This is a genomic window from Halomonas sp. M20 (assembly GCF_020622265.1).
Classification (GTDB): Bacteria; Pseudomonadota; Gammaproteobacteria; order Pseudomonadales; family Halomonadaceae; genus Modicisalibacter.
In genome coordinates this window covers 865895-880365 of record NZ_JACNMQ010000001.1, presented here as the reverse complement: position 1 = coordinate 880365, position 14471 = coordinate 865895, and the positions used below count along the sequence as shown (strand labels likewise).

Annotated in this window: 14 protein-coding genes; 5 read left to right on the top strand and 9 right to left on the bottom strand. The window is 53.9% G+C overall.

What is annotated here, in order from left to right; genetic code table 11:
* Positions 1-103: 103 nt before the first annotated feature.
* A complete protein-coding gene (locus H7850_RS04110; protein WP_227368108.1) occupies positions 104-2197 on the bottom strand; it encodes a putative bifunctional diguanylate cyclase/phosphodiesterase in 2094 nt (697 codons plus the stop codon).
* A gap of 267 nt (positions 2198-2464) precedes the next feature.
* On the opposite strand from H7850_RS04110, the gene H7850_RS04105 reads away from it, so the two are divergent.
* Positions 2465-3394, top strand: coding sequence for a YihY/virulence factor BrkB family protein (locus H7850_RS04105; RefSeq protein WP_227368107.1), 930 nt, complete (start codon positions 2465-2467; stop codon positions 3392-3394).
* A gap of 26 nt (positions 3395-3420) precedes the next feature.
* Here H7850_RS04105 and H7850_RS04100 read toward each other — a convergent pair whose 3' ends face one another.
* Positions 3421-3885, bottom strand: a complete 465-nt coding sequence (locus tag H7850_RS04100; protein ID WP_227368106.1) for a TerB family tellurite resistance protein — start codon at positions 3883-3885, stop codon at positions 3421-3423.
* A gap of 343 nt (positions 3886-4228) precedes the next feature.
* Positions 4229-5656, bottom strand: a complete 1428-nt coding sequence (locus H7850_RS04095) for a phospholipase D-like domain-containing protein (protein ID WP_227368105.1) — start codon at positions 5654-5656, stop codon at positions 4229-4231.
* Positions 5657-5906: 250 nt separating this feature from the next.
* Here H7850_RS04095 and H7850_RS04090 point away from each other — a divergent pair, with 250 nt between their 5' ends.
* The gene (locus H7850_RS04090; protein ID WP_227368104.1) at positions 5907-7679 is read left to right on the top strand and encodes a methyl-accepting chemotaxis protein; all 1773 of its coding nucleotides are present in this window, start codon (positions 5907-5909) and stop codon (positions 7677-7679) included.
* A 74-nt stretch (positions 7680-7753) separates the two neighbouring features.
* Here the strand turns inward: H7850_RS04090 and H7850_RS04085 are convergent, their stop codons facing one another.
* Complete coding sequence (locus tag H7850_RS04085) at positions 7754-8032, bottom strand: peptidylprolyl isomerase (protein ID WP_227368103.1); 279 nt, start codon at positions 8030-8032, stop codon at positions 7754-7756.
* Between the two features lie 150 nt (positions 8033-8182).
* Positions 8183-8527, bottom strand: a complete 345-nt coding sequence (locus tag H7850_RS04080) for a hypothetical protein (protein ID WP_227368102.1) — start codon at positions 8525-8527, stop codon at positions 8183-8185.
* 117 nt (positions 8528-8644) lie between these two features.
* Here H7850_RS04080 and H7850_RS04075 point away from each other — a divergent pair, with 117 nt between their 5' ends.
* On the top strand, positions 8645-9265 hold the full coding sequence (locus H7850_RS04075; protein ID WP_227368101.1) for a rhomboid family intramembrane serine protease: 621 nt from the start codon (positions 8645-8647) through the stop codon (positions 9263-9265).
* 2 nt (positions 9266-9267) lie between these two features.
* Complete coding sequence (locus H7850_RS04070) at positions 9268-9702, top strand: NUDIX hydrolase (RefSeq protein ID WP_227368100.1); 435 nt, start codon at positions 9268-9270, stop codon at positions 9700-9702.
* 137 nt (positions 9703-9839) lie between these two features.
* Here H7850_RS04070 and H7850_RS04065 read toward each other — a convergent pair whose 3' ends face one another.
* The 4 genes from H7850_RS04065 to H7850_RS04050 form a co-directional block, all read right to left on the bottom strand.
* On the bottom strand, positions 9840-10373 hold the full coding sequence (locus H7850_RS04065) for a DUF421 domain-containing protein (RefSeq protein ID WP_227368099.1): 534 nt from the start codon (positions 10371-10373) through the stop codon (positions 9840-9842).
* 263 nt (positions 10374-10636) lie between these two features.
* The gene (locus H7850_RS04060) at positions 10637-11680 is read right to left on the bottom strand and encodes an ATP-grasp domain-containing protein (RefSeq protein ID WP_227368098.1); all 1044 of its coding nucleotides are present in this window, start codon (positions 11678-11680) and stop codon (positions 10637-10639) included.
* 436 nt (positions 11681-12116) lie between these two features.
* Complete coding sequence (locus tag H7850_RS04055) at positions 12117-12848, bottom strand: carbonic anhydrase (RefSeq protein ID WP_227368097.1); 732 nt, start codon at positions 12846-12848, stop codon at positions 12117-12119.
* A 116-nt stretch (positions 12849-12964) separates the two neighbouring features.
* On the bottom strand, positions 12965-13522 hold the full coding sequence (locus tag H7850_RS04050) for a MarR family winged helix-turn-helix transcriptional regulator (RefSeq protein ID WP_227368096.1): 558 nt from the start codon (positions 13520-13522) through the stop codon (positions 12965-12967).
* 173 nt (positions 13523-13695) lie between these two features.
* Between H7850_RS04050 and H7850_RS04045 the strand changes: the two genes are divergently transcribed.
* Entirely contained in the window at positions 13696-14433 is a 738-nt protein-coding gene (locus H7850_RS04045; RefSeq protein ID WP_227368095.1) for a hypothetical protein, read from the top strand.
* Positions 14434-14471 lie beyond the last annotated feature (38 nt).

The window sequence follows — 14471 nt, the reverse complement described above, 5'->3', positions numbered from 1 at the left end:
GTTCGAGGATAGAAGTTCAAGAGTGATAGGGGAAACTGCAAGGCGGAAATGTAAATGCCGGAATGGGAGGCGCAATGTCAACGCGCCTCTTGTGGATGTAAGGCTAGGCGTTTACCGGGAAGCGCTCGCGCAGGAAGGCCTGAAACTCTTCGGAGGAGAGCGCCTTGCTGCATAGATAGCCTTGGTATTGCTGACCCTTGATCTCGCGAATGAACGCTAGCTGCTCCTGTGTTTCGATGCCTTCGGCAACGACCTCGAGGTTCAGACTATGGGCCAACGCCACGACGGCTTTGACGATGGCCGCATCCTGAGCATCGGAATTTACGCCCGAGGTGAACGAGCGGTCGATCTTCAGGCAGCTGATTGGAAAACGCTTGAGCTGAGACAGATTGGAGTAGCCTGTGCCGAAGTCGTCGATGGAAAGCGCGATACCCAGCTTGCGTAGGCGGCGCAGAATCATCGATGCGCGATCGGGATTCTGCATGATCGCGCTCTCCGTGAGCTCCAGTTCGAGATAATGGGCTGGCAACTGTGTCTGGCTCAATACTCGCCTGACCACTTCCATGAAATTCCGATTGTTGAGCTGGATAGCGGAAAGATTGACCGCCATCTTGAGTAACGGATAGCCTTGGGCATGCCAATCCATCGACTGCTGACAGGCGGTTTTCAATACCCATTCCCCGATCTGCAGAATCAATCCGGTCTCCTCAGCTACAGGAATGACCTCATCCGGCGTCACGTGACCGAGCTCCGCATCGTGCCATCTCAGCAGGGCTTCTACTCCCGTGATCTCACCAGTCACCACGTTGACCTTGGGCTGATAGGCCAGGCTCAAGGCATCATTGTCAATGGCGTCGCGCAAACGACTTTCAAGGCGCGCCCGTTTCTCGGTAATCGTATTCATTCCGGGTTCGAAGAACTTGAACGTGTTGCGACCGGCATCCTTGGCGATATACATGGCCGCGTCTGCATGAATCATCAGCGCATGTTTGTCGGCGCCATCTACAGGATAACGACTGATCCCGACACTGGTGGTAATACGTATCAGGTTGCCGTCAATTTGAAAGGCCTTGCTCAAGGAACTCACGATCCGCTTGGCGATCGTGGCACTGCTCGCTCTGTCGGTGTTTTCGGCACTGACGATCATAAATTCATCACCGCCTACTCGGGCAAGCATATCCGAATTGCGTACTGCCACTTTCAACCGTGAGGCAACCTGCTGAATCAGCTCATCACCAATATGATGACCCAGAGAGTCGTTGATGGTCTTGAATCGATCGAGATCGACGAAGAAAACGGCGAACTCTTTTCCCGGCCCACTTCCCCCTCGGGCCAATAAGGTATCGAGGCGCTCTTCAAGCAACAAACGATTAGGAAGCCGAGTGAGCGGGTCGCAAGAAACCAGGGCTTTCAATTCGAAATTGGCCTTACGTAACGATGCTGCCAGGCGCGCATTGCTAGAAGCCAGATGCGCATCGTAAATCGACAGCATCAGCACGATAAGCATGATGCCGATGGCAACGAAGGCAATCGTGAACGCCAGCCGATCCGGCACCGTAGAACCGATCTGAAGTGCAGCACCCTGCTGGGGAAATTCCACCGCGGCAATTGCAGTGTAAACCATGCCTGAAATGACCATGCCCATGACCAAGGCCCCCGAGCAGGTTTTCCATAGCGTGATCTTTTTGCCCTCCTCCGGCCTTAAGCGAAAGCTTAACCACAACGCACCCATGGAACCGCTCACGGCAATGACGATAGAGAGCATGAACAGCAGCGGATCGTAGGACGTCGGACCGCTATTATCCAGGGCACTGATGCCGACATAATGCATAAGGGCAATACCGGCACCCATGACGCTTCCACCAAGTGCCAGCTTACATACGCTGAGCCGGCGTGTCCGGACAATGGCCAGGGCGAGCGCCGAGGTCAACACTCCGAATAGCAACGAAATCAGTGTCGGCAACAGATCCCGGGGTAGGTCCGCCATGACCGATGTGGCACGGCTACCGATGAAGTGCGTCGACCATATACCGAGTCCCATCACTAGAGAGCCACCGGCCCACCATAACCTATGAGAGAGTCCTTGGCTTACGTGTACTCGAGGCGCCAAACAAAACCCTGCCAGCGATGCCATGACGGCAACCAGCAGAGTAAGTGCGACCAGGGTCGGAGCATAGCCGGTATAGGCGTCGGTCATCGATCTATTCCATTGATGGCGTACTGCGATTCCTTGAAGCAGCAATACGTGAAATTCATCCTTTCGGACGCTTGCCAACTCTATAACGGCAAATCGAACCGCAACCTTGAATCAAGACAGCATTTGTTGAGGTCGTTTTAATGCCGCACCCAGGGATATTAAGTAAGATTACCTACGGCTCGGTGCGTGTGAAGGCCTTAGCCAATGGCTATGCTCAGGAAAGCCTGCACATTGCAATGGATGGACGAACGAATATCAGGGAGGCTCATGGGTAAACGAGAACGCGGCAAGGAACACGTGATCGTGATCGCACCGAAGCTGTATCGCTTCTCTCTGCGTGTGCTGGCAGCCTTCTTCAAGAACCGGGGCATTCTGCTTGCGGGGGGGGTGGGTTACAATATACTGCTTTCGGCCATACCCTTGTTTGCCGTGCTCTCGGTGCTGTTGACGCATGTCGTCGATGAACAGCGTCTGCTGGGCATCATTGCAATACAGGCAGGACATCTAGCCCCAGCCCATGCTGACATATTACTCGATGCGGTCAACGCCCTGCTGGAGTCGCGGGATGTGGTGGGAATTGTCGGCACTCTGATACTGCTGTTCTTTAGCTCCTTCGCCTTTCGCATGATTGAGGATTCAATTTCCCTGATCTTTCACCAACCCAACATTCCTACACATCGACGTGTCTGGGTATCGGTGCTGATGCCTTATTTCTTCATGATCATGCTGGGATCAGGGCTTCTGGCGCTGACCTTGCTGGTGGCCATCGCCAACGCCTTCAATGAGCTGCTTCTCATGCTTTTCGGATTCGAACTGCATTCTCCGTTCGTCTCCAAGGCATTGCTCAACCTGCTCAGTTTCGTCGGCATGTTCGGATTGTTCAGCGCCATCTACAAGATCATGCCGGTGGTACGCATCTCCCCCACACGCGCACTAATCGGGGGGTTCGTCGCTGCCTTGCTATGGGAAATCACTCGCTTCATTCTGGTTTACTACTTCGCCAATATCTCTTTCGTCAATGTCATCTACGGGTCGCTTGCGACGCTCATCGTCGTATTGCTGAGCCTGGAGATAGGCGCCGTCATCTTGCTGCTTGGTGCACAGGTAATTGCCGAGCTCGAGCGTAGTGCTCGCGCATGCCTACCCTGGCATGTGGCGCCGGAGGATCATCACAAAGTGCATAATGAAAACGTGTGAAACGATAAAGTAACGTCAGCCGTTCATTATTTTGCTTCACCGCGTTTTTCCAGAACCCGCAGCTTGGTGCGGATGAAGTCGCTGTGGCGCACGAACAAGAGATCCGCAAGCTTGCGGATACGATGCTCTTCATAGGCATCCAGCTCATCGTCTGCGTAAGCGAGTTCCCACATCAATTCGACCAATACGACCTTGTTACCGTAGTCGTAATGCTCATTGATCAGACGTACGAACTCAAAATGATCCACCGCTTGATCCGCCTCTTCCTCGGCGGATCGTATCAATTCGCCTACAGCACCATCGTCCAGCTCGAAACGTCGCTGCAGTTTGCGTTTTAGAAGCTCCAGCTCTCGTGGATCACGCTGATAGTCCGCGCGCACGATTTCGCAAAAGAGAACTGCGGTGGCCAGTTCCAGGGTTACACGGCGCTCCTGCTCCTGAGTGGGCACGACGAGCGCGCGATTGAAAAACTGCTGAAAGGTAGAGAGCATAAGAAACCTTGGCGCGATGAATGCATTGCCAGTATTAGACCCTATCGGCAAGAAAGGTTCGCTGCAAAATGTCTCTTCAAGAATCACTCGTGAAAACGGGCATGCTGCCACCAGGAGGGGCCTGGTGACAGCATGAAGTGTTGGAAGATCCTGACGCGTTGGTGATTATTCAGCGCAGCCCTAAAAAGCTCAGGATGAACAGTACAATGACGATCAAGCCAACGATGTAGATGATATTTCTCATAGCGTGGTCCTTATGCTGAAAACTTGTTTGCAAAACGTTCTGCCCGTATCACCTATACCAGTTATCACATGGCAATGCCTAATATATTTAAACGGCGCGCTAGAATGTCGATAGCCCCGTGGACTCCATCACGCGATACAGCCAATAACGGGACAATGATGTATCGGCATTGATGGAATAGGGCAAGCTATGCAGTTTTCTCTGACTATTACGCCAGTAGCGCTTGAAGTACTTCGTGGCATCGACAATGGCGGCTGTTTGAGTATTGCCCCTCAATCGCACGCTGGTCTCCAGATTGAGATTGTCGAGATTACGCCGGGTGAAATTGGCCGAGCCGAGAATCAGCGCGGCGTCACCGCTTAACGAGCGCTTGAGCAGCATCTTGCCATGACACTGTTCTCCCATGGTGGCGCACCAGCGTACCGGGACTCCTGCCGCGTCAAGATCTGCTGCCGCCTGACGGTTGGGTATACCATTCTTCTCCATACCGAAGGCATCCTTGTTGGGGTCGAGAAGCACTCGGATACGCACCTCACGCTCATGGGCGGCCATGACCGATGCCAACAGGTCGCGATGAGAAAAATAAAACACGGCAATATCGATACGATCACCGGGCTCGGCACTATCGATGGCAATTCGCAGCGCATTACCGATTCTGGACTCGGTCAATATCTGCATGCGTGAACCATCGCTTTCCACACTCCTTTCATGGATCGGTGTATCGAAATTGATGCTGGCGCCGGACATCGCCACCACCGCCCGTTCACTTTCCAGCAAATCGATTGCTGCCTCCCCGGTGAAACGTAGCGCTACGTTATCGTGGGCGCTGCTGGCATCATGAGGGTTGGCCGAACTAACGAGCCCCACCCAGCTTTCCCCGGAGTCCACGACCAGCGTCTTGCGATGGTTGGCATTGAAATTGAGCAACTGCAGATAACTGCGCAGCGTGACGTCACCTTCGCCCAAGGGATTGGGCAACCAGCCACCCTTGGTGCTGTTACCGAGCCAACTACAGCACCAGTACCACAGTCCCGACCAGAGAGAATTCGAAGCCCGCAGCTCGGTCAGATCCGTCATCACGATCTTGATTCCGGCGGCACGCAGCGCCTTGAGATGATCCGGCTCCAATCCGCCGTACATGGTGTTCAGTGGATCGGTGATCAGCACCACTTCAAGCCCCGGCATCTGATCCTTGCGCTGCGTCAATGCTCGGGTAAGTTCAGCGGATAACGCCCGGAAATCACCGGTAGCCGCCCCGCTGAAGTCGTTGAACAGGAACATGTCCAGCACCACGAGACGATTGGCCTGGCCGATCAGGCGCAAAATTTCATCGAAGATCACATGATCCGACTGACGCTGGCCCCACTTGTCCAGATAGGTGGTATCGCCGAGAAAGGCAACCTCCTGCGCCGGCCTCAACGGGAAAGCCGCGTTGACGCCCTTAGGTAACGGCTTGAATGTCTGGTAGAGCGCCATGCCTAGATAAGCTACAAGAACCAGAATTAGCAATACTTTCCCTTTGCCCATACCAGCCTTCCGGCCAGTCGAATTCTTGTCATCCTTCACTCTATCTCCTGTCGCTGACGCCTAATGGTTTAGAACCAGTATAACGGCTGGAAGCCAAAGATCATGTCGAATAATCCTTTCACCAAAAAGGCTTGGGTATAGATGATTCAAATTCACTGCTTTTACTGGCAGAAAGCCTGCAGCGTTAAAGCCGATTTTTTTAAGGCCGATAACTTATGTTATTAAATAAAAAAATAGAGGTGCTCGTTCGATGCCTTCACACTTTTTACGCCCACGAAATTTTTCGTTAAGCCTGCAGGGCAAGATGCTGCTGCTGACCTTGGTCCCTCTGCTACTGATCACCCTGGCCCTGGTCTCGTTTGCTGCCTACGATCGCATTCAGGATAACCGAAGCACCCTGGCCGAACAGCGAGAGATGTTGATCGAAGCACGCAAAACGGCGGTGAAGGATCTTGTCGAGGCCGCCGAGTCCTCGATCGCCCCGATCGTCGAAAATGCCGGCCCTAACGATACGGAAGCCCAGGAACGCGCAAAAACCATCCTGCGTAACATGCGCTTCGACGGCGGCAATTACATCTTCGTCTATGATTATCAGGGGACGAATCTGGTCACCGCCCCGATGCCGGAGCGCGAAGGCACCAAAATGCTCGACGCTCAGGATAAGAAAGGCAATTACCTGATACGCGACCTGATCGAGATCGCCCAAGAAGGTGGTGGCTTCTACCAGTACTACTGGCCGCACCCCAGTAACGGCGAGATAGAGGCCAAGCAGTCTTATTCCATCGGCATCGACAAATGGGGCTGGATGTTGGGCACGGGTGTCTATACCACCGACATCAATGCCATCATGTCAACAATTGAAACTGCCGCGGCAAGCAGCCTGCGTCAATCTCTCATCATCGCGGTACTGATAGGTGCGGCAATGTTTCTCGGCGCCGCTGCCATCGCCTATTGGCTGGTCCGGCGCACGGTGCAGCCGATTCGCCGCACCGCAGGTGCCATGCAGGATATCGCTGAAGGCAAGGGCGACCTCACCCGTCGCTTGAGTATCGAGAGCCATGACGAGATCGGCAATCTAGCCACTCAATTCAATGCTTTTGTCGAACGCATGCAAGACACGTTGAAGGAAGTACGCAGCAGTACTCGCAGCGTCAATCAAGCGGCCGAAGATATTGCCCAGGGCAGCGATGAGTTGGCGACACGCACCGAGCAGGCCGCCGCCAATCTGCAGGAGACCTCGGCTTCCATGGAGGAGATCACCTCCACAGTGAACCACAGCGCGGATTCCGCCCAGCAGGCCAATCAGCTGGTGCAGTCCACCGCCGATGTGGCGCGCCAGGGCGAGGCGGTCATGAGTCAGGTCGAGCACACCATGGAGGACATCAACACCTCTGCCACCAAGATCGGCGAGATCATCACCATGATCGATGCCATCGCCTTCCAGACCAACATTCTCGCACTCAACGCCTCGGTGGAAGCCGCCCGGGCCGGCGAGCATGGCCGTGGCTTTGCGGTGGTGGCTCAGGAGGTGCGTACTCTTGCCAGCCGCTCAAGCGATGCGTCCAGCGAAATTCGCACGCTGATCGACACCTCGGCCACTCACACCAAGTCAGGGGCGCAGCTAGTGCGCAATGCAGGTCAGACCATGCAGGAGATAGTCGCCAGCGTTGCCCGGGTCACGGATGTGATCGGCGAAATCAGCGCCGCCACCAAGGAGCAAAGCAGTGGCATCGGTCAAGTCAACACGGCGGTAATGGAAATGGACAGCATGACCCAGCAGAACGCCGCCATGGTGCAGCAGTCCTCGACTGCCGCTACGGACATGCGCCGTCATGCTCAGCGCTTGAACGACCTGATCAACACTTTCGTGCTGGGTGAAGAGACCACTGCCGCAACGAAAGGCGCCAGCATAGCCAAACCGTCGGCGCCCTCTTCTATTGTGAAAGAACCATCCGCTGCTTCAAAACAAGTACCGTCCAAACAGCCTGTAGCCGAAGGCGCCGATGAATGGAGTGACTTCTGATCCCGATATCATCGAGCAAACGCAAAACGCCTGGCCATGTGGCCAGGCGTTTTGCATTCAAGACGCTATCAACTTCAGGAGCGGTCAGTCACTTCCAGCAGATGATAGCCAAATTGCGTCTTGACCGGGCCATGCACGGTATTGAGTTCTTCATTGAACACCACCTTGTCGAACTCAGGCACCATTTGGCCCTGGGTAAAGGTACCCAGATCGCCACCGCTACGCCCGGACGGGCAGGTGGAGTGCTCTTTCGCCACCTCGGCGAAATCACGCCCGTTCTCGATTTCAGTCTTGAGTTCCTGACACTTTGCTTCGCTATCCACCAGAATGTGACGCGCACTTGCTTGAGCCATCGTGATTCTCCTTTGTTTATAATTCGAGCAGGGGTTGGATAGAGAATCCTGACGTCATGAGGATGCGCTGACAAGTATTTCTCTCAAAGCGGTCATGCCCGAGCTTGCGTCCCACACCCGCTGAGCCCAATTGAAGCCGACAGACTTTGTTCATCGCGACTCGTCGAGCGTTTCGATCCGCTGCGCTTCCAGCTTACGCCCTGTGTTCTGCTCATACTGGAATTGGCCGACGATACGCACCTGCTCACCGAGATAGGGCGCGATGCGCTCCTGAGGAAATACCTCTACCCGGTTCAGGCCATCATCCTCGATCCAGTAGTGACGAGGCGCTTCAAAGGTGCGCACCACTCCTTGGGTGGCAACGCGCTTATCTTTATAAGCGGCTGGTTGCGATGCCAATATCGAGAGAGGCACTTCGGCGGGCTTGTCCTCGGCACAGGCCACCAGCGTGATGAACAGCATGGCGACAACCCACCCTCTACGGCGTAAATGCATAATCAGCTCCAGCGCAGTCGAACACTCAAGAAACGCATCTTCAACATACGCACAAGACCGCACCCCGACAATCTGACACCATGACGATCTCGAACCTTGTACTCGTGAGACCAATGCATGCTGGACCTGACCCAAACGCCAATTACCCTGGCGCTGCTCATCATCAATATTGTCGTCAGTATTTACGCACTGAAAAGCCGCCCTCGGCTCATTGATCGACTGGCTTTCAAACCCGAACGCATCCTGCGCCATGGCGAGATCTACCGGCTCGTGACCGCCGGCTTCGTACATGCCAATGGCGCGCATTTGCTGGTCAACATGCTCACCCTTTACTTCTTCGGCCCCTGGCTCGAAGTCGCGCTTGGTCCAGTCAGCTATCTGCTCCTCTATTTCGGCTCTGAGCTCTCAGCCCACGGGCTGTCGTTGATCGTCCAACGCGGCAACCTTCGCTATTCAGCGGTGGGCGCTTCCGGCGCCATCACCGGCGTGCTGTTCGCCTTCTGTCTGTACGAACCCTTCCGGATGCTTTATCTCTTTTTCGCCATTCCCATTCCCGCCATCCTGTTCGCCATCGGCTTCGTGGCGCTCTCGCTCTATGCCATGCAGAATCGCGATCCTAATCAAGTCGGAGGCCTCGCCCACGAGGCCCATCTTGGCGGCGCCATCGGGGGCGTGGTGATTACCATCCTGCTCGATCCCCGCGCTCTACCGCTGTTTCTTCAGCAAATAGGCGCTTAAACATGCACTCAACACCCAAACCCGCAGCGTTGGCAGTGGTTCTACGTGGCCAGGACGCCCTGCTGGTACGGCGCAAAAACGAACCGGACGCGGGGCTTTGGGGATTCCCCGGCGGACGCATCGAATCCGGCGAAACCGTATTCGAGTGCGCGGTACGTGAACTGGCCGAAGAAACCGGCATTCATTCCAGTGCCCAGGATTATCTGACCACGATCGATGTCATTCGCCGTGAAGACGACGAAGTGAGATTTCACTACGTATTGACTGCAGTACTTTGCGACTATCTCTCCGGCGTCCCGCAGGCGGCGGATGATGCCATGCAAGCGGCCTGGATCAAGCTGACAGACATCGCCGAAGCCAGAATCCCGTTGAGCGAGCATGTGGCTAGCGTTGCGCAAATGGCGCTGGCACTTCGCGAAGGTTCTATCGACTCCTGAACCGCAAGCGCGCTCATGCTCCAGATTGAACCACGCCACTAATCGGTGGTTATGCGCTGCTGTCTTGGATAAAACACCCCGCGCCATAAAAAAGAGCGCTCTCGGCGCTCTTTTTAACAACGGCGTATCATCTAGCTCTATACCTGCTGACCGCCCGGCACCATGACGTCCTCGAGGCTAGATTGCTTGGGTGTTGTGTCATTACCCATCACGCTAAACGAGCCATCGGTTTCCAACACCACAGCCTGCACCTCGCTCATGTCGATATAGCCGGAGGCGCGCACTGCCGCCCGTAGCTCGTCCTGCGTCACTCGCGCTTTACGCAAGGCATCCGGTAGCGTTTGCCCCTGATAGAACAGCAAGGCCGGCTCACCGGTCACCACCTGGCGCACCCACCCTACCCGCACACTGGACCAGGTCACGGCGTACTGCATGCCGATGAGCAGCGCCAGCGCCAAGGCCCCTTGAAACAGCGTAACGCTTTTGCTGAGAATGATACTGGCAAGCACCGAGCCCAGCGCCACGGTCACCACCAGATCGAAGGCATTCATCTTCGCAAGTGTCCGACGACCGGAAATGCGCAGCAAGAGCACCAGAGTGACATAGCCCAGCACCGCAGATATCGCGACCCGCAAAAGCGCAGGCCATCCGGCGAAAAAAAGATCATCCATGATTATTTCCTACTTGATAGTTGAGCCTGTAGTGTAGCTTAGAGCAAATCAGAAAATGCAGATCGACAATGACCAGAGGTGTATTGTCGTATTTGCTGAAGATAACGGAGCGGATAACCCGCTCTTCTATCTGCTCATGCTGGTGCATACTGGCATATCTTTATATTTAGCGCCCGTCCTTTATAAGCGCTTGAGAATCCCGACCAGCAGCGTTGCCTTGTATCGATATGAAAATCTCCACACCTCGGCCAAACCTGTTCGCTTTAATCAACCGATTGGCGCGAAACATCAGCAGGCTCTAGAGAATTTATAATATTTTCAATCATCCACTGTTGTGGATTGAACCGATCAGCATGCCAGTTTAATTGGCTATCCCAATAACCTGGAGCTTCGCTTATGCCTCGCGCCCCGAAACCATAACTCAACTCAACAATTAAAGGCTTCCCTTCTTCATCTAACACGAAATCAAAAGCCACCGCTTGCAACCCTAGCCTTTTCGACACTTCAAAACTTATTTTTACAGCATTTGTATCGATATTATCGTAACTAAAACTTCCACTACCTGACGCTCGAAAATCGTTTTTTCTAACGTATCTTTTTTCAGCAGCAGCTTTTTGGCCGCCGATAACTACAACCCTGGTATCGTGGTTATTATCCGGTATAAATTCCTGAAAATAGACATACCCTCTTTCTGGGCTTTGCTGTTTAGCAAAATCTGTCGGTATAAAAAGACGTGCAACACCCTTCAGCACCAATAGCAGTGAGCCTGAGCCGCTCCTGAATTTTTTATAACGGTCGGATAAATTGCCCATACGATCAAACTGGGAAAAACCTTTACCAAAGGATTTTCCAATAACCTTAAAAGCCTCAGCCCGGCTTTTTATCAACTTGACGTTGGCAGCCCCTGCCCCACCCTTCAACTTGAATACTTTTGGGTAGGTGGTTTGCTTTGCCCAGTCCTCGGCTTCTTTTCTATCATAGAACACATAACTAGGAACTAGCGGCGCATCAATTGCTTCCAGTATATATTTTTGTGCCACTTTATCATCAAAGTGCCATCCTGTTTTAAAATCAGGAAAAACCTTAACGCCTGCATGCTCTAACGCAAAAAGAATCTTCCTAGCTGCTAGCACATCTTTGAAATGCCCATGATGGTGGTGCCACATCAGTGCATCACAATCTTTCAATTGACAAATAATATCGTTATCAAAGGCATTTACGATCTTGTAATTGATATTGTTTTTTTTGCAGTATTCGATCCAATGATCCGAAAAACTATCTGATGTGTGGTGAATAGCTATTTGCATGTTAAGAAAACCTTATACTAAAGCATGGAATTAATTTTTGGTCACATTGCTACTGAACGGCTTTGTTCAGATATTTCTATTTACCAGCCTATAAGAGACTTTCTTTCAACGCTGCACCTAGTCAAGTACCGAATCATCTGAGTATTCGAAGTCGTTTTGCGATTTCTTGAGAATCATGACCAGCACTCCCGCATTGCGTAGGTGCAAGAACTTCAGTAACACAATACGAGCTAGCTCTTTTATCAGCAGTTCGAAAAAATGCTAATAGACTTTGAGGCCAGAGTCGAGCCGAGTATCCTCATCATGTGAGACCCAAAAGCATCCATCTTCTCCACTGTCCGACAGCCCAATCTCGACATAATTACCGAGTTTACATCGTGATTAGGCGCCGTTAAATACGAGTGAAGTACGCGCACTATTCGTGTACCGCAATCAATTACTGCAAGACAGGCCGCGCATTGACCGGCTGTAGCGAACGATTATTGGGCTCATGCAGGACATCGGCGAAGCGCTCAATCTGTTCTTGCGATGCCGTAAGCGGTTGCTTCATCACCAGCCAGCGTACGCCTTGCGTACAGGGCGGCGTGGTCAACGAGCCATTGAAGCGGTAGTAGTCGCGATCGGAAGGTAGCAGAGCACTGGCGCTTGCTTGCTCGGAAAGCGGGTGTTCGTCCCCGGCCTGCTCAGGCATATTGGCCCACCCCTGCTTCAGACCTTCATTTGCCTCACCCTCTTCGAACATCACCGCCACCACTGCCAAATCACCCTCTTCGCTTGCATGCACAAGATGCGCTTCCAGCGGATAGGATTTACCCTCGATATGGTTCTCGCTCGGCGCATGGAAGTGAAACTGCTTCAGATCGAAGTTGATACCGTCGACTTCAATACTGCTGCCCGAGGCATAATTCACCTGCACGGTATGACCGTTGTTGAGAATCTCCTGGCCACCCTTCTGGTAGTCGAAGGTTATTGGCTGCAACTCCGCCTCGATAAACCCGGTCAGGTTGATCGGTGATTGATTCTTCCCTGAGCATATGGCGTTGTCCGGGCTCAATGCCGCCCAGTTCTCTGGCCCTTTGTCGCCAGAATACCCCCATTTCGCCTCGCCTTCGGCATTTGCAGCACCCGAAGCCAATAAAACCGCGCTCAAACACAATGCTTTTTTCATGACAGACTCCGAATCTAGATTGCAAGACGCGGTAGCATACAAGTGGAGCCAACCAGCTGCACCCATACCGCATAATACAAATCAAGCAATCACCGACTTGACTACCAAGCGTAGAGTCAAGCCTTGGGCGCAGTCCATTCCCGGCAGATCTTCAGAGTCTGCTCCGGTTCCAGCGGCTCACTGGTCAAACCGCAGCGATAGCCCTCACCCTCTTCCAGAAAATGCACGCAATGCCGGCAGACATTGAATGCTTGATGATCGTTCTGGCGCTGTAGCGCCACAAGCACGCCGCGCAGCCCCTCTTCCAAGGAAACCGCATCCACGTCCCGCGCCTCCTTCAGCGCCGAGGTCAAACGGCTGGCCCAGCTGTCATCAAGCAGTTCCTGTCCTGACTGAGTAAGGTGCAGGTGCACACGTTTGCCATGTCGACTATCCGGCTGCTTGACGATCAGCCCCTTGCGTTCCAGCACGCCGAGCGTCTGCGACACCGTTCCTCGCGTGATACCGAAATACTCGGCCACTGCGATAGGAAAGTCGCTGTAATGATTGGCATGCGCCAGATACGCCAACACCTGTAGCTGGATCGGCAATAGCCCATGGCGGGCGGCGTCATCGCGCACCGATTGGTGGATCAGGGCAGCGAGACGCTCGAGAAGGGTCGCGGCAGGGATCATGTTCGCAGTGTATCGACTCGATGCATTGCTTGACAAGAAAGCTAGACCATTCTAAATCTAGTTATGTATCGACTCGATACATAACTAGAAAAATGACCGCTGAGGCGACGCCTCTGACGCAACGAGCGCTACCGACGCCTTCCTCGACGGCCCGTCCTCTGGAGGAATATGACATGCATGCTTCTACATTTTTACCCACAAGCCTGCTCGGCGGACTGCTGGTCGTCGGTACACTCATGGCTGACGATACAATCACGCCATTGGCCGCGACCGATGACCTGTCGATTGCCGCGACCGGTGGATATTATGTCGCTGACTACGACATGCTGGTCTTCGAAGTGAAGGTAGCAGGACAGGCAGGCGCCACCGCACCCAAGGCCAGGGGCCAGATGGACGGCGCACCAGTGCTCACCTATGCCTTCCCCACGACCCTGTCTCCGACCGTGGTCGGCTTCGACGACGTCGAGGGTATCCTGACCCTGGTCGCGACATCACACCCCGATTTCGATGACACTCCGCTGTGGGACGAACAAGGCGACGGACGTTACGACAACGATGGCATCGTCTTTCATAGCCATTGGGTAGTACTCACCGAGGACGACCGAGCCCCCGGCGGCCTGGCAGTTCGCGAAATCACCGACGGTGACTCGGCAACGTTGCCGCCAACGAATGCAGGCATGCCACTGTACCTGGATTCCCCTGGGCTGAGTGTGGTCCTGCAAGGTGATACTTTGCGAATCCTGGTGCCGGCCTGGCGAGTACAGAACGCCCGAGAGTTCTCTTTCGATGCCGTCACCGCCTATCTGGAGGTCAACACCTCGGACGACAGCCGGCCCATGCTGGGCATCTACGAGGTCTACGACGTAGCCTCCGGCGATTTGTCCCTGCCCTATCGGCTAGAGGATCGGTAGCTCTTACAAGGTCGGTACTGTCATGAAATAGAAGAGCC

Bases quoted from the DNA above. Each gene is read 5' to 3' on its own strand.
- H7850_RS04075 (WP_227368101.1), top strand. From the start codon at position 8,645: ATGCTGGACCTGACCCAAACGCCAATTACCCTGGCGCTGCTCATCATC.
- H7850_RS04080 (WP_227368102.1), bottom strand. From the start codon at position 8,527: ATGCATTTACGCCGTAGAGGGTGGGTTGTCGCCATGCTGTTCATCACG.
- H7850_RS04100 (WP_227368106.1), bottom strand. From the start codon at position 3,885: ATGCTCTCTACCTTTCAGCAGTTTTTCAATCGCGCGCTCGTCGTGCCC.
- H7850_RS04065 (WP_227368099.1), bottom strand. From the start codon at position 10,373: ATGGATGATCTTTTTTTCGCCGGATGGCCTGCGCTTTTGCGGGTCGCG.
- H7850_RS04050 (WP_227368096.1), bottom strand. From the start codon at position 13,522: ATGATCCCTGCCGCGACCCTTCTCGAGCGTCTCGCTGCCCTGATCCAC.
- H7850_RS04055 (WP_227368097.1), bottom strand. From the start codon at position 12,848: ATGAAAAAAGCATTGTGTTTGAGCGCGGTTTTATTGGCTTCGGGTGCT.
- H7850_RS04095 (WP_227368105.1), bottom strand. From the start codon at position 5,656: ATGGGCAAAGGGAAAGTATTGCTAATTCTGGTTCTTGTAGCTTATCTA.
- H7850_RS04060 (WP_227368098.1), bottom strand. From the start codon at position 11,680: ATGCAAATAGCTATTCACCACACATCAGATAGTTTTTCGGATCATTGG.
- H7850_RS04090 (WP_227368104.1), top strand. From the start codon at position 5,907: ATGCCTTCACACTTTTTACGCCCACGAAATTTTTCGTTAAGCCTGCAG.
- H7850_RS04105 (WP_227368107.1), top strand. From the start codon at position 2,465: ATGGGTAAACGAGAACGCGGCAAGGAACACGTGATCGTGATCGCACCG.
- H7850_RS04070 (WP_227368100.1), top strand. From the start codon at position 9,268: ATGCACTCAACACCCAAACCCGCAGCGTTGGCAGTGGTTCTACGTGGC.
- H7850_RS04045 (WP_227368095.1), top strand. From the start codon at position 13,696: ATGCATGCTTCTACATTTTTACCCACAAGCCTGCTCGGCGGACTGCTG.
- H7850_RS04085 (WP_227368103.1), bottom strand. From the start codon at position 8,032: ATGGCTCAAGCAAGTGCGCGTCACATTCTGGTGGATAGCGAAGCAAAG.
- H7850_RS04110 (WP_227368108.1), bottom strand. From the start codon at position 2,197: ATGACCGACGCCTATACCGGCTATGCTCCGACCCTGGTCGCACTTACT.